This is a genomic window from Ruegeria sp. BHSB172, assembly GCF_059613165.1.
The window spans coordinates 17,964-42,157 of sequence record NZ_JBXWRZ010000010.1; the positions used below are offsets into that span (position 1 = coordinate 17,964).

Sequence of the window (24,194 nt, forward strand, 5' to 3'; positions counted from 1 at the left end):
GTCGCCGAAATACGAATTTTTCCGACAAGGGGGCAAAGATGCAGGACTGGCTGACCATGACGGCATGTGACCTGGGCCGCGGGATCGGCATGGGTCAGATCGATCCCGAGGAGCTGACCGAGGTCTATCTGGCGGCCATCGATGCCCATCCGCATCGGGACGGCATCTATGCCCGCGTCACGCATGACCGCGCCCGCGCCGAAGCCCGCGCGGCCAAGGAGCGGGCGGCCCAAGGTCTGCGCCGGTCACTGCTGGATGGGGTGCCGATCAGCTGGAAGGATCTGTTCGACACCGCCGGGATCGGCACCGAGGCCGGATCGGCCCTACTGCGCGGCCGGGTGCCCGAGCATGACGCAACCGTTCTGCGCAACACGACGGCCATGGGCGCGGTCTGTCTGGGCAAGACGCATATGAGCGAATTGGCCTTTTCGGGCCTTGGCTTGAACCCCGTGACCGCGACGCCGCCCTGCGTGAATGACGAAGAGGCGGTTCCGGGCGGGTCGTCCTCGGGCGCGGCGGCGTCGGTGGCCTTTGGTCTGGCGGCCTGCGGAATCGGCTCGGACACGGGCGGATCGGTGCGCATTCCGGCCGCATGGAACGATCTGGTAGGGCTGAAAACCACCCCGGGGCGGCTGAGCCTTGAAGGCGTGGTGCCCCTGTGCCTGCGGTTCGATACGGTCGGCCCGCTGACTCGGTCGGTCGAGGATGCGGCGCAGATGCTGGCGCTGTTGGAGGGCGGAACGCCGGCCGATCTGCGGGGCGCCAGCCTGAAGGGGCGGCGGTTTGCGGATCTGCAGACCATCGCGCAGGACGATCTGCGCGACGCGCCACGCCAGGCCTATGCCGACGCGCTGGACCGCTTGCGTGATGCAGGGGCCGAGATCGTGCCGTTGGAGGTGCCGGAACTGGCCGAGGCGATGGGCCTGTCCGGTGTCCTTTATACCACGGAAGCCTATGGCCTGTGGCGCGACGTGATAGAGGCCAACCCCGAGGCGATGTATCCCGAGATCCTTGAGCGGTTCCGCGCGGGCAAGGCGCATTCCGGACCGGATTACGTGGCGGCGTGGTCGCGGTTGAAGGCCTGCCGATCGGCCTGGGACACGGCCACCGCCGGGTTCGACGCGATTCTGGCGCCGACGGCCCCGATCCTGCCGCCGGATCTGGACCGACTGATGAACGACCATGACTATTACGTCACCGAGAACCTTCTGGCCCTGCGCAACACCCGGATCGGCAACCTGATGGGGCTGGCGGCGCTGTCGTTGCCCACCAAGACACCGTCCTGCGGGCTGATGATGTTGGGTTATCCGGGCTCGGAAGAGGCGCTTTTGCGGCTGGGTGCGGCGGCCGAGGCGGTTCTGACCTGAATGCCACAATCCCCTGATTCGGAACCTCTTTGTCTGGACGCGCGGGGGTTCGGCCTGTAATCTGCTGGAAAACCGGGGCGCCAATGATCCCGGTATCGAGGCAGCAGTCATGAATTTCCCCGAGCGGTTTTCGAACCTACCGGCCTATGCTTTTCCGCGTCTACGCGCCCTGCTCGACCATCACGCGCCGGGCGGCGATGTCGTGCATATGACGATTGGCGAGCCCAAGCATGACTTTCCGGCCTGGGTGACCGATGTCATCGTGGAAAACGCAGCAGGGTTTCAAAAATACCCGCCGAACGAGGGGTCCGACGCGCTGCGCGGGGCCATCGCCGACTGGATCGACCGCCGCTATGGCGTGCGGATGGACCCCGAAACCAACATCATGGCGCTGAACGGCACGCGCGAGGGGTTGTACAACGCCGCCATGGCCCTGTGCCCCGAGCAGAAGAACGGTCAGCAGCCGATCGTTTTGTGCCCCAACCCGTTCTACCAAGTCTACATGGTGGCCTCGATCTCGGTCGGGGCGCAGCCGTATTTCGTGCCGGCCACCGCGGCCACGGGGCATCTGCCGGACTATGCCGGCCTGCCAGAGGATGTGCTGAACCGCACCGCTGTGGCCTATATCTGTTCGCCCGCCAACCCGCAGGGTGCCGTCGCCTCGCGCGACTACTGGGCCGAGTTGATCCGGCTGGCCGAGAAGTATGACTTCCGCATCTTCGCCGACGAGTGCTATTCCGAGATCTACCGAGACGCGCCGCCCACCGGCATCCTGACCGTCGCGCAGGAGCTGGGCGCCGACCCCGAGCGGATCACGCTGTTCAACTCGCTGTCGAAACGCTCGAACCTGGCGGGGCTGCGGTCGGGGCTGATCGCGGGCGGGCCGGAAAGCATCAAGCGGGTCAAGCAGTTGCGCGCCTATGCCGGGGCGCCCTTGCCATCGCCGTTGCAGGCCGCCGCGGCCAAGGTCTGGGCCGATGAGGCGCATGTTCAGGAAAACCGCGCGCTGTATCAGGAAAAATACGCCATCGCGGATGAGGTGTTTGCGGGCGTTCAGGGCTATATGCCGCCCGAGGCGGGGTTCTTTCTTTGGCTGCCCGTCGAAGATGGCGAGCAGGCCGCATTGAAGCTGTGGCAGGAAACCGGGGTTCGGGTCCTGCCGGGCGCCTATCTTTCGCAAGGGGAGCCGGGGCAGAACCCGGGCAAGGGCTTTATCAGGGTCGCTTTGGTGGCCCCAAAAACAGAGATGCAGCGCGGGCTGGTCACGCTCCGCGACTGCATCTATTCGTGAGGTACGAGGGCACATGGCATCTTACAACGCGCGCAACCGCGACCCATTGTTGGACAGCACCACCCAGGCCGCGATCGAGCGGCGCAGCAAGGAACTGATCGGGATCGCCCTGATCTTGGCCGGCCTGGCGGCTGCTGCGATGATCTGGTCCTACACGCCGGATGATCCGAACTGGATGGTCTCGACCGACGCGCCGGTGCAGAACTGGCTGGGCCGGTTCGGCGCCTCGATCGCCGCGCCATTGTTCATGATCGTAGGCTGGGGCAGCCTTGGCATCGCGCTGGTGCTGGTCGGCTGGGGCGTGCGGTTTGCCGGCCATTTCGGCGAGGATCGCGCCGTGGCCCGCCTGATTTTCGCGCCGATCTGGATCGCCGCCCTTTCGGTCTATGCCGCAACGCTGGTGCCCGGTGCCGAATGGCGCGCGACGCACAGCTTTGGCTTGGGCGGTCTGTTTGGCGATACGGTGATGGGCGCTCTGCTGACGCTGTTGCCGATTTCGTCGCATTTCATGGTCAAGTTGATGTCGCTGGCCATGGCGGCCGGCATGCTGGCGCTGGGCGTCTTCGTGCTGGGCTTCACCAAGTCGGACGTCCGGCGCGGGGTCCGGGCTTTCCTGCTGGGTCTCGTGATGGCCTATGACATGCTGATGACCGCGCTGGGGCAGGGGGCCTCGGCCACCGCCCGTGCCGCGCAGGCGCGCCGGGAAAAGTGGCAGGACCGCAAGACAACCCGGGCCGCCGGTGCCGAATTTGAGGATGAGCTGGCCTATGCCGATCCGGTCTTTGAAGAGCCCGAGATCGCAGCCCCCGAACCGGTCAAGACAGGCCTGCTTGCACGTATGCCCGGCTTGATCCGCCGCCCCGAGCCGATGCCCGAACCCGAGCTGGTCGACCCCGAACCCGTCACCGGATATGACGAGATGCCGGGCGAAGACCGGATCCGCTCGAAGATTTCTGCGGTGATCCGGAACCGCAAGGTCGCCACCGGTGAAATCGCGCCCGAGCCCGATCCGAACCGCCCGCTGACCAAAGGGCGCGGCCGTGGCCCCGACCCGCTGATCCTGAACGCGCCGCGTGCGGGAACCCTCCCGCCCGAGCCTCCGCTGACTGCAGGCGGGCTTCCGCCCGAGCCGCCGTTGACAGGTCACCCGGCGCAGTCGTCTGCGGAAATGGAGACGTTAACGGAAGACCCGCTCTCGGCGTATGCGCCTGAAGATTTCGACGAAGATCAGGTGTTCGAGGATGTCCCGGAACCGATCGCCCCGCCGCGCCCGGCAATGAAGATCCCGGTTGCCGAACCGCGCAAGCCGGTTGTGGCGCAACCCGTCCGGCGCAACGTCCTGCCGTCGCGCCGCGCCCAGGCCGAGGCCCAGCCCAGCCTGTCCTTCGAAGAGAGGCATTCGGATTTCGAACTGCCGCCGCTCAGCCTGCTGACCAACCCGGCCGGCATCCCGCGTCATCACCTGAGCGACGAGGCGTTGGAGGAAAACGCGCGGATGCTGGAAAACGTGCTGGATGACTATGGCGTCAAGGGCGAGATCGTCAGCGTCCGCCCCGGCCCCGTCGTCACCATGTACGAACTGGAACCCGCGCCGGGCCTGAAGGCCAGCCGCGTCATCGGCCTGGCCGATGACATCGCCCGGTCGATGTCGGCGCTGTCGGCGCGGGTGTCGACGGTCCCCGGACGCTCGGTCATCGGCATCGAATTGCCCAACGAGAACCGCGAGATGGTGGTTCTGCGCGAAATCCTCGCCAGCCGCGATTTCGGCGATGGCAACCACGCGCTGCCGCTGGCGCTGGGCAAGGATATCGGCGGTGAATCCGTGGTCGCGAACCTGGCCAAGATGCCCCACTTGCTGATCGCGGGGACGACCGGCTCGGGCAAGTCGGTGGCGATCAACACGATGATCCTGTCGCTGCTCTACAAGCTGACGCCGGACGAATGCCGCCTGATCATGATCGACCCAAAGATGTTGGAACTCAGCGTCTATGATGGCATCCCGCATCTGCTGTCGCCGGTCGTGACCGACCCGAAAAAGGCGGTGGTCGCCCTGAAATGGGTCGTCGGCGAGATGGAGGACCGCTATCGCAAGATGTCCAAGATGGGCGTGCGCAACATCGCCGGCTACAACGGTCGAGTGAAGGACGCGCTGGCCAAGGGCGAGATGTTCAGCCGCACGGTCCAGACCGGGTTCGACGACGAAACCGGAGAGCCGATCTTCGAGACTGAGGAATTCGAACCCAAGGCCATGCCGTATATCGTCGTCATCGTCGACGAGATGGCCGACCTGATGATGGTGGCGGGCAAAGAGATCGAGGCCTGTATCCAGCGCCTGGCGCAGATGGCGCGGGCCTCGGGCATCCACCTGATCATGGCTACGCAGCGGCCCTCGGTGGACGTCATCACCGGCACGATCAAGGCCAACTTCCCCACCCGGATCTCGTTCCAGGTGACGTCCAAGGTCGACAGCCGCACCATCCTGGGTGAGATGGGGGCCGAGCAGCTGCTGGGGCAGGGCGACATGCTGTACATGGCCGGTGGCGCCAAGATCACCCGCTGCCACGGGCCGTTCGTGTCGGATGAAGAGGTCGAGGAGGTCGTGAACCACCTCAAGCAGTTCGGCCCGCCCGATTATGTCGGCAGCGTGCTGGATGGTCCGTCCGAGGACAAGGCCGACAATATCGACGCGGTTCTGGGTCTGAATACCGGCGGCAACACCAATGGCGAGGATGCGCTGTACGATCAGGCGGTCGCCATCGTGATAAAGGATCGCAAGTGTTCGACCTCGTACATCCAGCGGAAACTTGCCATCGGCTACAACAAGGCCGCGCGGCTGGTCGAGCAGATGGAGGAGGAAGGTGTTGTTTCGGCGGCAAATCACGTGGGCAAACGCGAAATCCTCATCCCGGAGCAGTAGGATATTTAATAACAAGGGCAAAGCGCATATCTGAGTGTCATGAAACAGATTGCCTTTGCCCTTGCCCTCGCTTTGACCGCCCCGGCAGCCTGGGCCGCCGACAAGCTGCCTTTGTCACAGATCTCGAACTACCTGAACGGTCTGAAAACCGTTCAGACGACGTTTACCCAAGTCAACGATGACGGATCGCTGAGTACCGGCAAGCTGTGGTTGCAGCGCCCCGGCAAGATGCGGTTCGAATACGACCCGCCCAACAGCGCGGTGGTGCTGGCGAATGCCGGCACCGTGATGGTGTTCGACCCCAAGTCGAACCAGCCGCCCGAGCAGTATCCGCTGAAGCGCACGCCGCTGTCGCTGGTCCTGGCGCGCAACGTGAATCTGTCGCAGGCCGATATGGTGGTGGGGCATACGTTCGACGGCACTGCCACGGTCGTAACCGCTCAGGATCCCAAGAACCCCGAGGCCGGGCGGATCGAACTGATGTTCACCAGCGATCCGATCGAACTGCGGAAATGGGTCATTCACGACAACGCAGGCAGCCAGACCACCGTACTGCTGGGGCCTTTGGACGACAATGTGCGTGTAGACAGCGATCTGTTCTCGAACAAGGCGCGGCGCGGGTCAGACAACCGCTGACCCGCGGCGAGGTTCAATACCGGCAGCTCGACAACTGAGCCTGGTACATCTGCGCGCGTGCATCCACGTCATTGGCGACGTTCAACAGCCAAGTCTTGCCATAATGGCTGCCGCGGGAGTATCCGGTGTGCCCTTCGTGATAGGCGAGGTACTGGTTGCGCGCGTCGGCGGGCGAGATCCCGTTCCGCTCGCGGCTTTTGTTCATGTACCAGCCCACGAAATCCGACGCGTCGCGGATGCGGTCCCGCTTGGCGCGGCGCTTGCCGGTTTCACGTTGATATTGCTCCCACGTGCCATCCAGCGCCTGGCTATAGCCGTATGCGCTGCTTTGACGACCCATCGGGATCACGCCCAGCACGTATTTGTGCGGGGTCCGCGCGTCATGGCGATAGCGGCTTTCCTGATAGATGGTGGCCATCTGGACATGAACGGGCACGCCCCATTTACGCTCGGTGCTTTTGAACGCCTTGATCATGTCGGGCCGCTCGCGCGCGATGGCGCAGGCGTCGTTGAGATTTGTCGGCGGACGCTGCCCGCCGCCACAGGATGCCAAAAGCAGCACCCCGAAGAGTACGAGAAGTTTTCTGCTCATGTGCCTCGTGCCTTTTTTGCGTATTCTAGCGCAAATTGAAGGCCGAGGAAATGACAATCGTTGCGGAATCTCCGCTGGAAATGGGCGCTGGTCGACGCGCGAGGTGGGTGTTCAGCCACTTTGTGGGGAGGGACTGTCACTATTGCCGCCACAAACTGTTTCTTGCAAATTTGGATCAATTATTGGCATTTCGGCCCCGAAACGGGTAAAAAGGTTTGTGGGGGCAAAAGAAATGTTGAAGACGCAAGCCAAGTACAGTCTGGGCCAGGTGGTGCGCCACCGGAAACATCCCTTTCGAGGGGTGATTTTCGACGTGGACCCCGAGTTTTCGAACACCGAGGAGTGGTATCAGGCCATTCCCGAGGAAAGCCGCCCGGTCAAGGATCAGCCATTCTATCACCTGCTGGCCGAGAACGACCAATCCTTTTATGTTGCTTACGTTTCTGAGCAAAATCTGGTGGAGGACCAGTCGGGAGAACCGGTGGACCACCCCGATATCCCCAATATGTTCGGGCCATTCCAGGATGGCGCCTACCCGCTGCATTTCCAGCTGAACTAGGTTGCGTCGGCGGTTGCGCCAAGGGGTTTCAAACGTCAAAATCCCAGGGCGCACCCATCTTTTCGCGGGTCGCTTGCGCCTTCCAGAATGCCGTCGCTTCGGATCCTGATCGCTTGGGCGCCTCCCAATGGCGTTTCTGTCAGCACTACATTGTGCCCAAGCTCTGCCAATTGTTTCCTTGCGCTGTCTTTATATCCCGGCTCCACTTTCAGAACGCCGCCGTCTGCAAAGGCTCTGGGTGCGTCGATGGCGGCTTGAAGATCCAACCCGAAATCGGTCAGGTTGGACACAAGCCTGGCGTGCCCGGTCGGTTGATAGGCGCCGCCCATCACGCCGAAGGGCATGGCGGGCTCACCGTCGATGCGCAGCATGCCGGGGATGATCGTGTGCATGGGGCGTTTCCCGCCGCCCAGTTCGTTGGGGTGACCGGACTGCAGGGTGAAGCCGGCTCCTCGGTTTTGCAGCAGGATGCCGAACTTTTCCGAAGCGATCCCCGAGCCGAAACCGTGGAAGATGGAATAGATCAGCGAAACGGCCATCCGGTCGCGATCCACGACCGTGACATAGACCGTGTCCTTGTGAACGGCCTCGACGATCGGGGCGGCTGACGGCATGGCCCGCTTCGGGTCGATCCGGGCGGCCAGGTCTTCGGCGGTCTTCGGGTTCAGCATCCAGTCCAGTTGCTGGGATCGCTCGGGGTCCGCGATGAAGCGGTTGCGCGCCTCGTAGGCCAGTTTGGCTGCCTCGGCCTCGATGTGAACGCGCGCGGCCCCCCACGGGTCCATTTTGGCGATATCGAAATGCCGAAGAATGTTCAGCAGCAGAATGGCCGTCGCGCCCTGCCCGTTGGGCGGATGCTCCAGAAGTTCGACGTCCTTGTAGGTTCCGCCGATGGGCAGGGTCGGAACGCAGGCCGTCCGTTCGAAGTCTTCACCCGTGTGGACGCCGCCGAGGTCTTGCAGCGTGGCCAGCATGTCGTCGGCGATTTCGCCGGTATAGAAGGCATCTCTTCCGTCGCGGGCGATCCGGCGCAGAACTTCGGCCTGGCCGGGGGCACGGAACATTTGCCCCACCTGCGGGGCCTTGCCGTCGATCAGAAAATGGCTCCGGGCGGCCCCTTGAAGGGTCCCGGCGTCGCGTGCCCAATCGTGGGCGACGCGCGGCGCAACCGGTACGCCGGCCTCGGCATAGTGTATGGCGGGCTCCAGAACCGCACCGAGACCCAATCGGCCCTCTGTGCGGGAGAGATAACAGAATGCATCCACGGCCCCGGGTATCGTAACCGCATGCGGGCTGGTCAGCGGAACGGCGTCAAACCCCTGTTGCCGCAGGTGCTCGGCCGAAGCGGCCGCCGGCGCGCGGCCCGACCCGTTCAATGCGCGGACTTCGCTCTCGCCGGCGCGGTTGTACAGCACAAAGCAGTCGCCGCCCAAACCCGTCATCTGAGGCTCGCAGATGCCCAGAAGCACGGCGGCGGCAATGGCCGCATCCATGGCGTTTCCGCCCTGGTCCAGTATGTCCAGGGCGACCTTGGCGGCCAAGGGATGCGAGGTCGCGCACATTCCGTCGGTTGACAGAACCTCGGACCGGCCGGGAAAATGAAAGTCGCGCATGATACCCCCTGCGGTTGTCACGACGACACTAGATGGCTGTGCGTCTTTGTCCATAGGGGGGGAGCGGAGGAAGTCCTCGGCGCCATACACTGGGTGGGGGCTGTGACAGTGGCGCCGAGGGAAGCTATCTGAGCTACCCTTTCTGTATGATCCCGCTTTTGGGCGCAACAATGGTTCGATCTGGGCTTTATTGTGGCCGCTTTTCAGTGGAGGAGAAGGCGAAGGACAGCCTCAGGCGGTTTTCTCCGTCGGTCCGATCGTACCGAACATTGTCGCAAAGCTGGCGGATCAAGAACCAGCCGAATCCGCCTTCGGGCAGATCCTCGCGTGCTGTCTCGACGCTGGCCGGGATGCCGTCAGGGACGCTCAGTCCGGGCAGAGGCCGGCCACGATCGGTGATCAGGATGCTCAGGCCGTTCCGATCCATCGTGGCCTGCACCTGTACGCGGCCTTCGGGATTGTCCGAATAAGCGTGTTCGACGACGTTGTTGATGGCCTCGGCCAGGGCGATCTTCACGTCGCAGTTGCGTTGATGCGGCACCCCAAGCGCATCGAGGCTGCCATGCAGACAGGCGATTGCGGTGCTTGCATCGACCTCGTTAGCGGCGAAGCTCAGGTCCATTCCGCCGTTCTTGCAGTTGACAGTCACGCAATCTCACCCAATGTGCCGTTTCACTCCGCTTGTGCGGCCAGCGCGTCGTCCAGGTCGGGAAACAGCCGAAAGACGGTATCCATTCGAGTCAGCCGAAAGACCTTCTCGACCACGGGCTGAAGCCCGGCCAGATCCAGCCTTCGGTCGCCGCCCAGTTGCTTCATGGATGCGACGATCGCGCCCAGCCCGCTCGAGTCGATGAACTCCACCGCCGACAGGTCCAGGATCACACGCCGCGCGCCGGAGTCGGTTTCAAGGCGCATGTTCTCCTTGAACTGAATCGCCATGGCAGCATCGATTCGGTCTGCATCGACCCGGATCACCTGAGTTTCGCCGGTCGTATTGCTGCTCAATGCCAAAAGGCCACCCTCCACAATTGAAAGTCGATCGTAGAAATACGCTAGACGGCAATTCTTACGATTCTGTATCCAAGGCCCGAACACAGGAGGAGTCGCATGAAAGAGGTCGTGATTGCCGGGGCCGCCCGGACCCCGATGGGGGGGTTCCAGGGAATGTTTGACGGGGTGCCCGCGGCCGAGTTGGGCGGTGTTGCCATCCGTGCTGCGTTGGACAATGCCAACACGCAGACCGTGGACGAGGTTCTGATGGGCTGCGTCCTGCCCGCCGGGCAGGGCCAAGCGCCGGCGCGTCAGGCCGGGTTCGCGGCGGGGCTGGGCGAAGACGTTCCGGCCACGACGCTGAACAAGATGTGCGGGTCGGGCATGAAGGCCGCCATGATGGCGTTTGACCAGATCGCGCTGGGTCATGCCGACCTCATGGTCGCCGGCGGCATGGAGAGCATGACCAACGCGCCTTACCTGCTGCCCAAGATGCGCGGCGGCGCGCGGATCGGACATTCCCAGGTGATCGACCACATGTTTCTGGACGGGCTCGAGGACGCTTATGACAAGGGCCGCCTGATGGGCACCTTTGCCGAGGATTGTGCCGAAGCCTATCAGTTCACCCGCGAGTCGCAGGACGAATACGCGCTGAAATCACTGTCGAACGCGCTTGAGGCGCAGGCCAGCGGTGCGTTTGACGGTGAAATCGCGGCGGTGACGGTCAAGACCCGCAGGGGCGAAGTCACTCAGGACGCGGATGAACAACCCAAATCGGCCCGCCCCGAGAAAATCCCGACGCTCAAGCCCGCCTTCCGCAAGGACGGCACCGTGACGGCGGCCAATTCTTCGTCGATCTCGGACGGCGCCGCGGCGCTGGTTCTGGCGTCGGCGGATGTGGCCGAGGCTCGCGGCCTGAACGTGCGCGCACGCATTCTGGGCCATGCCAGCCACGCCCAGGCTCCGGGCCTGTTCACTACCGCCCCGGTTCCGGCCGCGCAGAAGCTGCTGGAGCGGATCGGCTGGAGCAAGGATGACGTGGACCTGTGGGAGGTGAACGAGGCCTTTGCCGTTGTTCCCATGGCCTTCATGCACGAAATGGGGCTGCCACGCGACAAGGTGAACGTGAATGGCGGGGCCTGTGCCCTGGGTCACCCCATCGGAGCCTCGGGTGCGCGGATCATGGTCACGCTGCTCAACGCATTGGAAAAACGCGGCCTGCGGCGCGGTGTAGCGGCCATCTGCATCGGCGGGGGCGAAGGCACCGCGATTGCCATCGAACGGGTTTGACCCTTCTCCCGTTTGCAAATAGTGCGTAGGTGATTTGAGCCGCAGGCTCGGCAGGGGGCGGCGCCCCCTGCAGTTCGTTTACGACAGGCCCGACCATGACCGCAGATTATGACACTCTTGCCAAGACCATCGCCGCGCTGACCGAAGGCGAGACCGATCCGATCGCGCTGATGGCCACGGTCGCCTGCGAGGTTCATCATGCCGACGACCGCTTTGACTGGACCGGTTTCTACCGCGTCACCGAACCCGGAGTGCTGAAGATCGGGCCTTATCAGGGCGGCCACGGATGCCTGGTGATCCCGTTCTCGCGAGGGGTCTGCGGGGCCGCGGCGCGCACCGGCGAGGTGCAGCTGGTTCCGGATGTGGACGCGTTCGACGGGCATATCGCCTGTGCGTCCTCGACCCGGTCGGAACTGGTTCTGCCGGTGCGGGACGGCGCGGGCCGGATCATTGCCGTGTTCGATATCGACAGCGACCAGCCCGATGCGTTCACCCGGGCCGATGCGGATGCGCTGTCGCAAATCCTCGCGCAGGTCTTCGGGCGGATCTGAGGCTTACTCCGGCTCGATGCCCGTCGCTTCCAGTTTGGTGTCCGGCTCCACGTGGATGATAGTGCGGGCCTCGGGCAGCTTCTCGGCAATGGCGTCCTCGATCGCGTCGCAGATGTCATGCGCATCGCCCACGGACATGTTGCGGTCCACCACGAGGTGGAATTCGATGAACACCGCCTTGCCAGCACGGCGCGTGCGCAGGTCGTGGATCTGCAACGCGCCTTGGGACGAGTTGCGCACGGCCTCTTTGATGATGTCCGTGTCGTCGCTGTACGCAGCCGAATCCATCAGGTCGCCGGCTGAATGAAAGATGACCTTCCAGCCCTCGCGCAGGATGTTGGCGGCGACCAGAATGGCCAACAGCGGATCGAGAACGACCCAGCCGGTCAGCAGCACCAGCACAAGCCCCAGCAAGACCCCGGCCGAGGTCCAGACATCGGTCATCAGGTGGCGTCCGTTCGCCGTCATGGCCGGTGACCGCCGCTGCTCGCCCGCTGCGATCAGCACCCGCGCCCAGATCAGGTTCAACACCATGGCCGCGGCGTTGACCGCTAGCCCGACCGGCCCGAGCTGATCGAGATGTGGGGCGAACAGCGCGCCCCATGCCTCTTGCAGGATCAGGATCGCGGCCAGCACGATCAGGGTGCCCTCGGCGATGGCCGAGAAATTCTCGGCCTTGTGGTGCCCGAACGGGTGGTTGGTGTCGGCCGGGCGCTCGGCCATGCGGATGGCAAACCAGGCCAGCAGTGCGGCCACGACATTGACCAGCGACTCCATCGCGTCGGAATACAACGCGACCGAACCGGTCAGTCGCCAGGCCCAGATCTTGAGCGCCAGCACCAGCAATGCAACGGCCACCGACCCGATGGCCAGCGACTGGGAGGATGTTCTGTCGATCATGCCGCAGCTTTGCCCGATCCGGCCCGCGATTGCCAGTTCAAGCCGCGCCCTGCGTCATATACAGCCACGCCGCGGCGACCTGCAGCAGCACGATGGCATACAGGCTGACCCTGATCCGCGATTTGCGGGTCTTGTGGTTGAACACCCAACTGCCCAGCAGCGCACCCGGACCGCCGCCCAGCAGGGCCAGCCGCAGCAACCACCGCTCGGGCACACGCCGCCTGCGCCGGCGCGCCTGCAGCTTGTCCCAGCCGAAAACCACCAAGGTCAGCCCGTTGATGGCCCAGAGATATGCGATGGCGATCCACATGTCCGCGCTTTACCCGAGTGGCCACATGTTCGGAAGTGAAAAACCGCTTGGTTTTTTCATCGATTCGGGTCATCGTGAAAATATGCGCAAAAATTTCACGAGGGTGACGTGGACGATCAGGGTCAGACCGGGGCGACATTGGGGGCTGACATCCGGGCCTTGCGCAAAACGCGCGGGCTGACGCTGACGGATGTGGCCAAGCGGCTGGATCGGTCGGTCGGCTGGCTCAGCCAGGTCGAGCGCGATCTGTCCGAGCCGTCGATTTCCGACCTGCGCCAGATCGCGGAATGCCTCGGCGTGCCGATGTCGATGCTGTTTGCCCACTCCGCCGCGCCGGCGGACGAGCAAGGCTACGTGGTGCGCGCCGGCGCTCGCCGCCCGATGGGCTCGGGCGAGGAGGGGCTGATCGAGGAACTGCTCTCGCCCGATCTCACCGACGATTTCGAGATGGTGCATTCCACCTTTCAGCCTCGCTCGCGGATGCAGACCCCGGCCGACCGGCCCACGCAAGAGGTGGGCTACATGATCTCGGGCCGCCTCGACCTGACGATCGGCGGGCGCAGCTTCACCGTCGGGCCGGGCGACAGTTTCCGCATCAAGCACGAACCCTATCACTGGTCGAACCCGTATGATGAGCCAGCGGTGGCCATCTGGGTCATCGCCCCGCCGGTCTACTGATGAGCTTCGAGGCCTGGACCATATTCGCGCTGTTCTGGGTGGTGTTCGTCACCACGCCGGGGCCGAACGCGGTCAACTGCATCTCGAACGGGATGAGCCTGCCTTTTCCCAAGGCGATGCTGGGGGTGCTGGCGATCCTGACACAGGCCAGCGCCTTCCTGATCCTCTCGGCGCTGGGGGTGACGGCGCTGATCGCGGCCTCGCCCACCGGGTTCTTCATTGCCAAGCTGATCGGCGCGGGGTTCCTGATCTATGTCGGTGTGCGCGGCTGGATCAACGCCGGGCAGCCCGCGCCCGCAGCCGAACGTCCTGCGCGGCATGTCTATCTGCACGCGCTGGCGGTGGCGACGATCAACCCCAAAAGCGTCGCGGGCTATCTGGCCGCGTTTTCGCAATTCGTGCAGCCGGACGTGCCGATCTGGCGGCAGATGGCGGTGATCATGCCCACGGCGCTGACCATCACCACGCTCAGCTACACGGGCTTTACCCTGCTGGGCGCGCTGATGGGCAAGGCGGCGCTGGGGGCCGTGTTCAACACCTGGGTGCGCCGGGTAATGGCCACCTGCTTCATCATCTACGGGGTCTTGCTGGGCACCAGCGCGACCCCGGCGGGAAAAACGTGATGCCGCTCGCGGCAGTCTGACAGGGAGCAAAAACCTATGAGTGATTTTCCGACAAAGGCCCGCGTGGTCATCATCGGCGGCGGCGTGGTGGGGACCTCCTCGCTGTATCATCTGGCCAAGAAGGGCTGGACCGACTGCGTTCTGCTGGAAAAGAACGAGCTGACCGCCGGATCGACCTGGCACGCGGCGGGCAACGTGCCGACCTTCTCGACCTCGTGGGCGATCATGAACATGCAGCGCCATTCGACCCAGCTGTATTCGCGCCTGGCCGACGAGGTCGATTACCCGATGAACTACCACGTCACCGGCTCGATCCGGCTGGCCCACAGCAAGGAGCGGATGCAGGAATTCGAGCGCGCCGCCGCCATGGGCCGCTATCAGGGCATCCCGATGGAGATCTGGACGCCGGAACAGGCCAAGGAGCGGTATCCGTTTCTGGAACTGCACGATCTGGTCGGGGTTCTGTATGACCCGACCGACGGCGATATCGACCCGGCGCAGCTGACGCAGGCGCTGGCCAAGGGCGCGCGCGACATGGGGCAGAAGATCATCCGCTTCTGCCCGGCCACCGGCGTGACCCAGCATGACGACGGCACCTGGACCGTGCATACCGAGAAGGGCGACATCGACTGCGACTATGTCGTCAACGCCGCCGGTTATTACGCGCAGCGCGTGGGCGAATGGTTCAAGCCCTTTGGCGGCCGCACCGTGCCCGCGATGGTCATGAGCCACCAGTATCTGCTGACCGAGGAAATCCCAGAAATCGAGGCCTGGTCCAAGGAAAACGGCGGCAAGCTGCCACTTCTGCGCGACGTGGATGTTTCCTACTACCTGCGGCAGGAAAAGAACGGCTTCAACCTCGGCCCCTACGAGCCCAACTGCAAGGGCCACTGGATGACCGAGGACGACCCGATGCCCGAGGATTTCAGCTTTCAGCTGTGGAACGACGATCTGGACCGGATCGAGGACATCGTGACCGACGCGATGGAACGGGTGCCGCTGATGGCGACCTCGGGCGTGGGGCGGGTGATCAACGGGCCGATCCCCTATGCGCCCGACGGCCTGCCGCTGATCGGCCCGATGCCCGGCGTCAAGAACGCGTTCGAGGCGCATACCTTCACCTTCGGCATTGCCCAGGGCGGCGGTGCAGGCAAGGTGCTGGCCGAGTGGATCGTGGATGGCGCCACCGAATGGGACATGTGGGCCGTCGATCCGCGCCGCTATACCGACTACACCGATCAGGACTACTGCAACCAGAAAGGCATGGAGGTCTATGGCAACGAATACGCCATGCACTTCCCCCGTCACGAATGGCCCGCCGCGCGCGACAAGAAGCTGTCGCCGGTGCATGCCAAGGTCAAGGAACTGGGCGGCGTCATGGGCGTCTACAACGGCTGGGAGCGCGCCAACTGGTTCGCGCAGCCGGGCGACGACACTTCCGAGGAAAGCACCCACACCTGGGGCCGTTCGGGCCCGTGGGAGCAGCGGATCAAGGAAGAATGCGTGGCCGTGCGCGACCATTGCGGCGTGCTTGACCTGCCGGGTTTCTCGCGCTTCGTCGTCAAGGGCGAGGGCGCGGCCGAGGCGCTGCGCGGGCTGATCACCGGCGGCCTGCCCAAGGTGGGGCGGATCAACCTGGTCTACATCGCCGACAATCGCGGCCGCATCCTGACCGAGATGTCCTGCATGCGTCTGGGCGAGGATGACTTCGTGATGATCACCGCCGCCACCGCGCAATGGCACGACCGCGACATCCTGAGGAACGCGATGCCCGCGGGCGTCACGGTCGAGGACGTGACCACCACCCGCGACACGTTGATTGTGACCGGGCCAAAATCGCGACAGATCCTGTCGGGCCTGACCGATGCCGACCTCTCGCTGGGCTGGCTGACCCATCAGGCCGCCACCGTGGCCGGGCAACCCGCCCACCTGATCCGCGTGTCCTTCGCCGGTGAGTTGGGCTGGGAGGTGCATGTCCTCAACGAGCACATGCCCGCGATCTATGACGCGATCCTCGCCGCGGGGGCCAAGCCGTTCGGCATGTATGCGTTGAACAGCCTGCGCATCGAAAAGGGGTATCGCGCGTGGAAGGGCGATCTCAGTACCGACTACTCGCTGCTCGAAGGTGGGCTTGAACGTTTCATCAAGTTCGACAAGCCGCAGGATTTCCCGGGCAAGGCCGCGTTGCTGGCGGAAAAGCAGCAGGGCGTCAAGAAACGCTTCGTCACCCTGATCGTCGAGGCCGGAGACTGCGACGCGCCCTACATGTCCTGCATCTGGAAGGATGGCGAGATCGTGGGCGAGACCACCTCGGGCGACTGGGGCTATCGCGTGAACGCCTCGATCGCGCTGGGCATGGTCCGCAGCGATCTGGCGGTGCCGGGCACCGAGCTTCAGGTCGAAATCTATGGCGAGAAGTGTCGCGCCGTGGTTCAAGAGGACAAACCCCTCTGGGACCCCGAAAACGAACGCCTGCGAGCCTGACCTCTGGCCCGGCCCGCCGTTGTCGAAAGGACAAGACCAATGAGCAAGACCATGCAGGGTGTCTATCTGACCCGGCACGGCGGGCCCGAGGCGCTCGAATGGCGCGAAGACATCCCTGTTCCGGTCCCAGGGCCGGGGCAGGTGCTGGTCCGCGTAGCCGCGGCCGGCGTCAACAACACCGACATCAACACCCGCATCGGCTGGTATGCGCCAGAGGTCACTGGGGCAACAGATGCGGTCGATCATGATGTCGAGGCCGGAGGCTGGGGCGGCGCCCTTTCGTTCCCGCGCATTCAGGGCGGCGACCTGTGCGGCATCGTCGAACAGGTCGGCCCCGGTGCTGGCTTCAAACCGGGCCAGCGCGTGACCTGCCCGATCAACCTGCCGCGTCCTAGGCCGGGCAACCCGACAGGCTTCATCGCGCTGGGCTCGGAAATCGACGGAGCCTTTGCGCAGTATTGCCTGCTCGAGGCCGACGACCTCTATGACGTCACCGCCTCGCCCCTGTCGGACGTGGAAATCGCCGCCATCCCTTGCGCGTTCGGCACGGCCGAAAACCTGCTGACCCGCGCGGGCGTGACCGCCGGGCACAAGGTGCTGATCACCGGCGCTTCGGGCGGCGTCGGGCTGGCGGCGGTGCAGCTGGCCGCCCTGCGCGGGGCCTCGGTCGCGGGCGTCACCAGCGCGGCCAAGGCGGATACCGTCCGGGCGCAGGGCGCTTCGGAAACCTTCGAGCGCGACGCACCGCTGCCGCGCGACGCGTTCGACGTGGTGATCGACGTGGTCGGCGGCCCGGCCTTTCCCGGCCTGATCCGGGCGCTGAAACCGGGCGGTCACTATGCTGTGTCCGGCGCCATCGCCGGGCCGATCGTGCAGGCCGACCTGCGCGAGATCTATCTGCGCGACATCACCATCCACGGCTGCACCCATCAGGCCTTCGAGGTCTTTGGCCGGCTGGTCGAGATGATCAACGCAGGCCGGATCCGGCCGCTGGTGTCGAAGACCTACCCCCTGCGTGACATCGCCGAGGCGCAGGAGGATTTCCAGTCCAAGGCCTTTCCCGGCAAACTGGTTCTGATCCCTTAACGAGGTGCGCATGACCGATATCACGCTTCTGGATGGCTCGATCGGGCAGGAACTGGTGAAACGCAGCGGCGACCGGGCGACGCCGCTCTGGTCCACGCGGGTGATGATCGACCACCCCGACCTTGTGGGCGAAGTCCATGCCGACTATTTCCGGCGCGGCGCCACCATCGCGACCACCAACACCTACGCCCTGCACCGCTCGCGCCTTGTGAGGGTGGACATGGAAGACCAGCTGCCCGCCTTGATCGACACCGCGCTGGCCCAAGCCGAACGCGCCCGCGCCGGGTTCCCGCAGGGCCGCATCGCGGGCTCTCTCGGCCCTTTGCTGGCCTCGTACCGCCCAGATCTGAACCCCGACCCGGCCGAGGCGGCGGAAAAATTCCGCGAGATCGTGCAGATGATGGCCGATCGTATCGATCTGTTTCTGATTGAAACCGTCTCGTCAGTGCAGGAGGCCGAGGGCGCGCTGCGCGGCACCGAAGGCTGCGGCAAGCCGGTCTGGCTGGCGCTGACCGTGATGGATGACGACGGCACCCGCCTGCGCTCGGGCGAGCCCTTGGCCGACATCGCGCCCCTGGTGGACCGCTACGACCCCGAGGCGGTTCTGATCAACTGCTCGCGCCCCGAGGCGATCCCGGCGGCGCTCGAGATCATCAAGGGCTTCGGGCGGCCCTTCGGCGCCTATGCCAACGGCTTCACCCGCATCTCCGAGGGGTTCCTTCAGGACGCGCCCACCGTGGACGCGCTGGAACAGCGGCAGGATCTGGGCCCAGAGGCCTACGCCGATCACGCGATGGGCTGGGTCGCGCAGGGGGCCACGATCGTCGGCGGCTGCTGCGAGGTCGGCCCCGATCACATCGAGGCACTGGCGGGCCACCTGCGCGCGGCGGGTCACCGGATCGTCTGAGGGGGAAGGCTTGGCAGAGCGGACGGCACCCTTTCCCGAACGGCAATGGCAGGTGGACATCCTCGTCGCCGACGGGTTCGTGCTGACTGAACTGGCCGGGGTGGCCGACGTGCTGCGTATCGCCAACCGGGTCTGCCCGGTGCCGCCCTTCACCTATACCTACCGCTCGCTCAGGGGCGGCACGATCGCCTGCCGCGCCGGGGCTTATGTCGAGACCGAGCCGGTGATCCGGCAGCCCACTGCGGATTACCTCTTCGTCATCGGCAACACCGACCCGGACCACCCCGACCTGTCGCTGGCGCGGGTGATCTCGGACTATACCCACCGCGGCGCGCAGGTCTTTCTGCTGGCCGAGGCCGCCAGCCGCTACATCAAGGACAAGGGCGCCGAGGATCACGCGACGCATTGGGAAAACGCCTCGTTCCTGCGCGAACGCGGGGCGGGATTCAACGCCAAGTTCTCGATCGCGACGGAACATGGCCCCGTCGTCACCTGCGCCGGAATGGGCGCGACCGTGGATGTGACGCTGGCGCTGATCGGCCGGCATGTCTCGGGCGCGGCCAAGATGACCGTCGCCGACATCATGCTGCATGAAAACATCCGCGATTTCGGCTCGATGCAGCCCTTCTCGGGCGTCAAGGCGACCACCACCGGCGACGACAAGCTGGACCAGTGCATCAAGATCATGCAGGCCAATATCGAAGACCCGGTGCCGATCAACGAGATCGTCGCGGCCCTCGGCCTGTCGAACCGCTCGCTGGAGCGCAAGTTCAAGACCTATCTCGGCGCCACGCCCAACGGATTCTATCGCGAAATGCGGCTGGCCAAGGCCAACAACCTGCTGCTGAACACCACCATGAGCGTGCGCGAGATCGGGCTGGCCTGCGGGTTCCCGAACGGGTTCTCGACCATCTACAAAAGCGTCTACGGCGTTACCCCCTTCGTCATGCGCCGTCAGAGGCGCACGCCCGGCTCACGGTGATTATCGCCGGTTTCGTGACGTTTTTGATGGATTTCCTGCCGCCTTCCCGTGGCAGACTTCGCGCAAGACCCAAGATTCGGAGACATCGGAATGGTTGATCTTCCCAGCAAGGCCCGCGTGGTCATCATCGGCGGCGGCGTGATCGGATGCTCGGTCGCCTATCACCTGACCAAGAAAGGGTGGAAAGACGTGGTGCTGCTGGAACGCAAGCAGTTGACCAGCGGCACCACATGGCACGCGGCGGGCCTGATCGCCCAGCTGCGCGCCACCGCCAACATGACCAAGCTGGCGAAATACAGCCAGGAACTCTACGGCTCACTCGAAGAGGAAACCGGCGTCGCCACCGGCTTCAAACGCTGCGGCTCGATCACCGTGGCGCTGACGGAGGAGCGCAGGGAGGAGATCTATCGCCAGGCCGCAATGGCCCGCGCCTTCGGAGTCGAGGTCGAGGAGATCTCGAACGAGCGGGTGGCCGAACTGTATCCGCATCTCAATCTGGATGGGGTCAAGGGTGCGGTCTATCTGCCGCTGGACGGGCAGGGCGACCCGGCCAACATCGCGCTGGCGCTGGCCAAGGGCGCGCGTCAGCGCGGCGCCATCGTCAAAGAGCGGGTAAAGGTCACCGACATCGCCAAACAGGGCCGCCGCGTTACGGGTGTGGACTGGGTGGCTGATGATGGCAGCGCCTCGGGCCATATCGAGTGTGACATGGTGGTCAACTGCGCCGGCATGTGGGGGCATGAGGTCGGCCGCATGGCGGGCGTGAACGTGCCGCTGCACGCCTGCGAACATTTCTACATCGTGACCGAGAATATCGAGGGCCTGACCCAGCTTCCGGTGCTGAGGGTGCCGGACGAATGCGCCTATTACAAGGAAGACGCCGGGAAAATCCTGCTGGGCGCCTTCGAGCCCAGCGCCAAGCCCTGGGCGATGGACGGCATCCCCGACAGTTTCGAGTTCGACCAGCTGCCCGAGGATTTTGACCATTTTGAACCGATCCTCGAGGCCGCCTGCAACCGCATGCCGATGCTGGCCGAGGCGGGGATCCACACCTTCTTCAACGGCCCCGAGAGCTTCACGCCCGACGATGCCTATCACTTGGGCCTTGCGCCCGAGATGGACAATGTCTGGGTCGCCGCCGGCTTCAACTCGATCGGGATCCAATCGGCGGGCGGCGCGGGCATGGCGCTGGCCGAATGGATGGACAGCGGCGAGAAACCTTTTGACTTGGGCGATGTGGACATCAGCCGGATGCAGCCCTTCCAGGGCAACAGGAAATACCTGTTCGAACGCTCGAAGGAAACGCTGGGTCTGCTTTATGCCGACCACTACCCCTATCGTCAGAAGGCCACAGCGCGCGGTGTGCGCCGGACGCCGTTCCACCACCACCTGAAAGAACACGGGGCAGTGTTCGGTGAACTGGCCGGGTGGGAGCGCGCCAACTGGTTCGCGAACGAAGGGCAGGAGCGCGAATACCGCTACAGCTGGAAGCGCCAAAACTGGTTCGAGAATTCGGCCGCCGAACACCGTGCGGTGCGCGAGAACGTGGGCATGTACGACATGTCCTCCTTCGGCAAGATCCGGGTCGAAGGCCCTGATGCCGAAAAGTTCCTGAACTATGTCGGCGGCGGCGACTATGCGGTGCCCGTGGGCAAGATCGTCTATACCCAGTTTCTCAACCGCCGCGGCGGGATCGAGGCCGACGTGACCGTCACCCGCCTTTCCGAGAAAGCCTATCTGGTGGTCACCCCGGCGGCGACGCGTCTGGCGGACCAGACGTGGATGATGCGCCACGCAGGGAACTACAACGTGGTCATCACCGATGTCACCGCGGCCGAAGGCGTTCTGGCGGTGATGGGGCCGAATTCACGGGCCTTGCTGGAAAAGGTATCGCCCGACGACTTCTCGAACGCGGCAAACCCCTTCGGCACCGCGCAGGAGATTGAGATCGGCATGGGCCTCGCCCGCGCCCACCGCGTCACCTATGTGGGCGAGCTGGGCTGGGAGATCTACGTCTCGTCCGACATGGCGGGCCACGTCTTTGAAACGCTGCACGAAGCGGGGCAGGAGATGGCGCTGAAGCTGTGCGGCATGCACATGATGGACAGCTGCCGGATCGAAAAGGGTTACCGCCATTTCGGCCACGACATCACCTGCGAGGATCACGTGGTGGATGCCGGGCTTGGCTTTGCCGTCAAGGTGGACAAGGGTTGTAACTTCATCGGCCGCGAAGCGGTGATCGCCCGCAAGGAAAGCGGCCCGAAATCGCGCCTGGTGCAATTCCGCCTGACCGATCCCGAGCCGCTGCTTTTCCACAACGAACCGATCATCCGGGATGGCGAGTATGTGGGCTATCTCAGCTCGGGCAATTATGGCCACACGCTGGGTAGCGCCATTGGTTTGGGCTACGTGCCCTGCGAGGGGGAAAAGGCAGCCGACGTGCTGGCTTCGACCTACGAGATCGACGTGTGCGGAACGAAAGTCCGGGCCGAGGCGTCGCTCAAGCCGATGTATGACCCGAAATCCGAACGGGTGAAGGTGTGACCTGCCGGATTGGTGGGGGCTCTGCCCCCGCCGCCTTCGGCGTCTCCCCCGGGATATTTTCAGCCAGATGAAGTGGGCTCTCCCCTTCTTCATCTGGCCCCAAATATCCCGGAGCGCGAGGCAGAGCCTCGCAAAATATTCTTCAACCAAGGCGGGACGTGTCGTGTCCGATCAAGACCCGTGATGGCCGACGCAACAGAAATCCGTATTCCCTTCGCGGCGCAACCTGCCATATGAACCGGGTACAACGCTCGGAGAACCTGCATGGCGCAGCCCGCATTCACCACCGACTCCGGGGACACGCCCAAGGGGCTGGCCCTCGCCGTCACGGCCTATCTGCTGTGGGGGTTCCTGCCGCTTTACATGAAGGCCATGGCGCATATTTCTCCGGTCGAAGTGGTGGCCCATCGGATTATTTGGTCGGTGCCTGTTGCGGGGCTGCTGCTGATCGCGCTGGGCCGGACTGGCGATCTGAAGGCTGCTCTGCGTGATCCGGGCATGCTGGGAATGGCTTGCCTGACTGCTGCGCTGATCTCGGTGAACTGGGCTATCTATGTCTGGGCCATTGCCAGCGGCAACGCTTTGGATGCGGCGCTGGGGTACTACATCAACCCACTGTTCAGCATTGCGCTGGGGGCGATCCTGTTGCGGGAATCTTTGACGCGCACTCAAAAGATCGCTGTTGGTCTGGCGGCCCTGGGCGTGCTGGTTCTTATCCTCGAGGCCGGGCGCCTGCCTTGGGCCGCCTTGGGTCTGATGATCAGCTGGGGGTTTTATGCCTTTTTCAAGCGGTCTCTGCCCATCGGGCCGAACCAGGGTTTTCTGCTCGAGGTGCTGATCCTGTTGGTGCCGGCGCTGGCCTATGTGACCTGGCTGGGTGCCATGGGCGAAGGGCATTTTGGTTTGGTGGCCAGCGACACTTTGCTTCTGGCGGGCGCAGGAATCGTCACGGCGGTGCCTCTGCTGGTCTATGCCAACGGGGCCAAGATGGTGCGGCTGTCGACCATGGGCATCCTTCAGTACATCGCGCCAACGATGATCTTCATCACCGCGATCACCGTTTTCGGCGAGCAGGTCGACCGGGGACGGATGATTGCATTTCCGCTGATCTGGTCGGCGCTGGTGGTGTATTCACTGCCGATGATCCGGCAGGTGCGCGGTCAGGCCTGATCGAGGATCAACCGAGCCACTTGCTGCGCCCAGAGAGCATAGGCCTTGGGGCTGGGGTGGTACCCGTCCGGTGCCGCCAGGGCCGGATCGTCCGGCAGGTTCAGGGCCAGGTGTCGCGCTTGCGGATACCGGCTCATGGCCTTTTGCAATCCGGTGTCCAGACGCGCCGCTTGTCGGCCCAACACCCAGGCCAAAGGCTGCGGCAAGGCCGGAAACCGCTCCATCTGTGGGACGCTGGTTGCGATGATACGACGGACACCCAGGTCGCGGGTGAGGCAGTCAAACAGATCGAATTGGTGTTTCTGGAACTGTTTGACCGTCGCACCACGGGTCACGTCATTCACCCCAAGCGCGGTGACGGCAACGTCGAAGGTATCGGTCATGTCACTCAGTGCCTCGATCGTGTCCCGCGTGGTGTGACCGGTGGTCGCGATCAGGCGCCACTCGACGCTGAAATGCGGTGCAAGCTGGCGGATCAATTGCCCCGAGAGCGCCTGATCCTGGGTGCCGGCGCCTACGCCCGCCGCCGAGCTGTCGCCGGCAATCAGCAGGCGTAGCCGGGGGCCTTTTCCATGACGCCCCTCGCGCCGACCCAGAGGCTCGGGCAGTCGCAGCGCGCGTTGGCGCACCAGTAAGGCCTGCACCGCCAGCAGCGGAAGCAGAGGCAGTCGGGCGATCTGGTCCACACCGACGGGGGCAGCCAT

General features: G+C 64.4%; 22 protein-coding genes. 15 read left to right on the top strand and 7 right to left on the bottom strand.

From position 1 onward, the window contains the following. Positions 1-38: 38 nt before the first annotated feature. The 4 genes from AC2FM3_RS07565 (at position 39) to AC2FM3_RS07580 (ending at position 6,211) form a co-directional block, all read left to right on the top strand. Positions 39-1,367, top strand: a complete 1,329-nt coding sequence (locus AC2FM3_RS07565) for an amidase (protein WP_496680355.1) — start codon at positions 39-41, stop codon at positions 1,365-1,367. 109 nt (positions 1,368-1,476) lie between these two features. Next, the gene (locus AC2FM3_RS07570) at positions 1,477-2,658 is read left to right on the top strand and encodes an aminotransferase class I/II-fold pyridoxal phosphate-dependent enzyme (protein WP_496680356.1); all 1,182 of its coding nucleotides are present in this window, start codon (positions 1,477-1,479) and stop codon (positions 2,656-2,658) included. 13 nt (positions 2,659-2,671) lie between these two features. After that, positions 2,672-5,575, top strand: a complete 2,904-nt coding sequence (locus tag AC2FM3_RS07575) for a DNA translocase FtsK (RefSeq protein ID WP_496680357.1) — start codon at positions 2,672-2,674, stop codon at positions 5,573-5,575. A 39-nt stretch (positions 5,576-5,614) separates the two neighbouring features. Beyond that, the gene (locus AC2FM3_RS07580) at positions 5,615-6,211 is read left to right on the top strand and encodes a LolA family protein (RefSeq protein ID WP_496680358.1); all 597 of its coding nucleotides are present in this window, start codon (positions 5,615-5,617) and stop codon (positions 6,209-6,211) included. A gap of 13 nt (positions 6,212-6,224) precedes the next feature. Here AC2FM3_RS07580 and AC2FM3_RS07585 read toward each other — a convergent pair whose 3' ends face one another. Then, the gene (locus AC2FM3_RS07585) at positions 6,225-6,803 is read right to left on the bottom strand and encodes a transglycosylase SLT domain-containing protein (protein WP_496680359.1); all 579 of its coding nucleotides are present in this window, start codon (positions 6,801-6,803) and stop codon (positions 6,225-6,227) included. A gap of 232 nt (positions 6,804-7,035) precedes the next feature. On the opposite strand from AC2FM3_RS07585, the gene hspQ reads away from it, so the two are divergent. Next, complete coding sequence (hspQ, locus tag AC2FM3_RS07590; protein WP_490361479.1) at positions 7,036-7,362, top strand: heat shock protein HspQ; 327 nt, start codon at positions 7,036-7,038, stop codon at positions 7,360-7,362. 35 nt (positions 7,363-7,397) lie between these two features. Here the strand turns inward: hspQ and AC2FM3_RS07595 are convergent, their stop codons facing one another. The 3 genes from AC2FM3_RS07595 to AC2FM3_RS07605 all read right to left on the bottom strand — a co-directional run bounded on the left by AC2FM3_RS07595 (position 7,398) and on the right by AC2FM3_RS07605 (position 9,986). Next, positions 7,398-8,975 (bottom strand): gamma-glutamyltransferase family protein, encoded by a 1,578-nt coding sequence (locus AC2FM3_RS07595; RefSeq protein WP_496680361.1) that lies wholly within the window; start codon positions 8,973-8,975, stop codon positions 7,398-7,400. Positions 8,976-9,162: 187 nt separating this feature from the next. Continuing rightward, on the bottom strand, positions 9,163-9,624 hold the full coding sequence (locus AC2FM3_RS07600) for an ATP-binding protein (protein ID WP_496680362.1): 462 nt from the start codon (positions 9,622-9,624) through the stop codon (positions 9,163-9,165). 23 nt (positions 9,625-9,647) lie between these two features. Then, the gene (locus AC2FM3_RS07605; RefSeq protein ID WP_496680363.1) at positions 9,648-9,986 is read right to left on the bottom strand and encodes an STAS domain-containing protein; all 339 of its coding nucleotides are present in this window, start codon (positions 9,984-9,986) and stop codon (positions 9,648-9,650) included. A gap of 96 nt (positions 9,987-10,082) precedes the next feature. Between AC2FM3_RS07605 and AC2FM3_RS07610 the strand changes: the two genes are divergently transcribed. Next, positions 10,083-11,255: a thiolase family protein gene (locus AC2FM3_RS07610; RefSeq protein ID WP_496680365.1), complete on the top strand. Its 1,173-nt coding sequence runs from the start codon at positions 10,083-10,085 to the stop codon at positions 11,253-11,255. Positions 11,256-11,350: 95 nt separating this feature from the next. Then, positions 11,351-11,806 carry a GAF domain-containing protein gene (locus tag AC2FM3_RS07615; protein WP_496680367.1) on the top strand — a complete coding sequence of 152 codons (456 nt, stop codon included), beginning with the start codon at positions 11,351-11,353 and terminating at the stop codon, positions 11,804-11,806. Positions 11,807-11,809: 3 nt separating this feature from the next. On the opposite strand, the gene AC2FM3_RS07620 is transcribed toward AC2FM3_RS07615, so the two are convergent. After that, complete coding sequence (locus tag AC2FM3_RS07620; RefSeq protein ID WP_496680368.1) at positions 11,810-12,706, bottom strand: cation diffusion facilitator family transporter; 897 nt, start codon at positions 12,704-12,706, stop codon at positions 11,810-11,812. Positions 12,707-12,743: 37 nt separating this feature from the next. Continuing rightward, entirely contained in the window at positions 12,744-13,016 is a 273-nt protein-coding gene (locus AC2FM3_RS07625; protein ID WP_496680369.1) for a DUF1294 domain-containing protein, read from the bottom strand. A gap of 108 nt (positions 13,017-13,124) precedes the next feature. On the opposite strand from AC2FM3_RS07625, the gene AC2FM3_RS07630 reads away from it, so the two are divergent. The 8 genes from AC2FM3_RS07630 (at position 13,125) to rarD (ending at position 23,490) form a co-directional block, all read left to right on the top strand. Continuing rightward, complete coding sequence (locus AC2FM3_RS07630; protein ID WP_496680370.1) at positions 13,125-13,694, top strand: helix-turn-helix domain-containing protein; 570 nt, start codon at positions 13,125-13,127, stop codon at positions 13,692-13,694. Further along, positions 13,694-14,317 (top strand): LysE family translocator, encoded by a 624-nt coding sequence (locus tag AC2FM3_RS07635; RefSeq protein ID WP_496680372.1) that lies wholly within the window; start codon positions 13,694-13,696, stop codon positions 14,315-14,317. The genes AC2FM3_RS07630 and AC2FM3_RS07635 overlap by 1 nt, the downstream gene beginning before the upstream one ends. A 36-nt stretch (positions 14,318-14,353) precedes the next feature. Further along, positions 14,354-16,801, top strand: coding sequence for a GcvT family protein (locus AC2FM3_RS07640; RefSeq protein ID WP_496680373.1), 2,448 nt, complete (start codon positions 14,354-14,356; stop codon positions 16,799-16,801). A gap of 39 nt (positions 16,802-16,840) precedes the next feature. After that, the gene (locus tag AC2FM3_RS07645) at positions 16,841-17,887 is read left to right on the top strand and encodes an alcohol dehydrogenase family protein (RefSeq protein WP_496680374.1); all 1,047 of its coding nucleotides are present in this window, start codon (positions 16,841-16,843) and stop codon (positions 17,885-17,887) included. Positions 17,888-17,897: 10 nt separating this feature from the next. Then, a complete protein-coding gene (locus tag AC2FM3_RS07650; RefSeq protein WP_496680375.1) occupies positions 17,898-18,794 on the top strand; it encodes a homocysteine S-methyltransferase family protein in 897 nt (298 codons plus the stop codon). 10 nt (positions 18,795-18,804) lie between these two features. Beyond that, entirely contained in the window at positions 18,805-19,776 is a 972-nt protein-coding gene (locus AC2FM3_RS07655) for a GlxA family transcriptional regulator (protein ID WP_496680377.1), read from the top strand. 90 nt (positions 19,777-19,866) lie between these two features. Beyond that, the gene (locus tag AC2FM3_RS07660; RefSeq protein WP_496680379.1) at positions 19,867-22,320 is read left to right on the top strand and encodes a GcvT family protein; all 2,454 of its coding nucleotides are present in this window, start codon (positions 19,867-19,869) and stop codon (positions 22,318-22,320) included. 264 nt (positions 22,321-22,584) lie between these two features. Beyond that, positions 22,585-23,490 (top strand): EamA family transporter RarD, encoded by a 906-nt coding sequence (rarD, locus tag AC2FM3_RS07665; protein ID WP_496680381.1) that lies wholly within the window; start codon positions 22,585-22,587, stop codon positions 23,488-23,490. Here rarD and AC2FM3_RS07670 read toward each other — a convergent pair. Then, the gene (locus tag AC2FM3_RS07670; RefSeq protein WP_496680382.1) at positions 23,481-24,194 is read right to left on the bottom strand and encodes an SGNH/GDSL hydrolase family protein; all 714 of its coding nucleotides are present in this window, start codon (positions 24,192-24,194) and stop codon (positions 23,481-23,483) included. The genes rarD and AC2FM3_RS07670 overlap by 10 nt on opposite strands.

Bases quoted from the DNA above. Each gene is read 5' to 3' on its own strand.
- AC2FM3_RS07565 (WP_496680355.1), top strand. From the start codon at position 39: ATGCAGGACTGGCTGACCATGACGGCATGTGACCTGGGCCGCGGGATC.
- AC2FM3_RS07570 (WP_496680356.1), top strand. From the start codon at position 1,477: ATGAATTTCCCCGAGCGGTTTTCGAACCTACCGGCCTATGCTTTTCCG.
- AC2FM3_RS07575 (WP_496680357.1), top strand. From the start codon at position 2,672: ATGGCATCTTACAACGCGCGCAACCGCGACCCATTGTTGGACAGCACC.
- AC2FM3_RS07580 (WP_496680358.1), top strand. From the start codon at position 5,615: ATGAAACAGATTGCCTTTGCCCTTGCCCTCGCTTTGACCGCCCCGGCA.
- AC2FM3_RS07585 (WP_496680359.1), bottom strand. From the start codon at position 6,803: ATGAGCAGAAAACTTCTCGTACTCTTCGGGGTGCTGCTTTTGGCATCC.
- hspQ (WP_490361479.1), top strand. From the start codon at position 7,036: ATGTTGAAGACGCAAGCCAAGTACAGTCTGGGCCAGGTGGTGCGCCAC.
- AC2FM3_RS07595 (WP_496680361.1), bottom strand. From the start codon at position 8,975: ATGCGCGACTTTCATTTTCCCGGCCGGTCCGAGGTTCTGTCAACCGAC.
- AC2FM3_RS07610 (WP_496680365.1), top strand. From the start codon at position 10,083: ATGAAAGAGGTCGTGATTGCCGGGGCCGCCCGGACCCCGATGGGGGGG.
- AC2FM3_RS07615 (WP_496680367.1), top strand. From the start codon at position 11,351: ATGACCGCAGATTATGACACTCTTGCCAAGACCATCGCCGCGCTGACC.
- AC2FM3_RS07620 (WP_496680368.1), bottom strand. From the start codon at position 12,706: ATGATCGACAGAACATCCTCCCAGTCGCTGGCCATCGGGTCGGTGGCC.
- AC2FM3_RS07625 (WP_496680369.1), bottom strand. From the start codon at position 13,016: ATGTGGATCGCCATCGCATATCTCTGGGCCATCAACGGGCTGACCTTG.
- AC2FM3_RS07635 (WP_496680372.1), top strand. From the start codon at position 13,694: ATGAGCTTCGAGGCCTGGACCATATTCGCGCTGTTCTGGGTGGTGTTC.
- AC2FM3_RS07640 (WP_496680373.1), top strand. From the start codon at position 14,354: ATGAGTGATTTTCCGACAAAGGCCCGCGTGGTCATCATCGGCGGCGGC.
- AC2FM3_RS07645 (WP_496680374.1), top strand. From the start codon at position 16,841: ATGAGCAAGACCATGCAGGGTGTCTATCTGACCCGGCACGGCGGGCCC.
- AC2FM3_RS07650 (WP_496680375.1), top strand. From the start codon at position 17,898: ATGACCGATATCACGCTTCTGGATGGCTCGATCGGGCAGGAACTGGTG.
- AC2FM3_RS07660 (WP_496680379.1), top strand. From the start codon at position 19,867: ATGGTTGATCTTCCCAGCAAGGCCCGCGTGGTCATCATCGGCGGCGGC.
- rarD (WP_496680381.1), top strand. From the start codon at position 22,585: ATGGCGCAGCCCGCATTCACCACCGACTCCGGGGACACGCCCAAGGGG.
- AC2FM3_RS07670 (WP_496680382.1), bottom strand. From the start codon at position 24,194: ATGGCTGCCCCCGTCGGTGTGGACCAGATCGCCCGACTGCCTCTGCTT.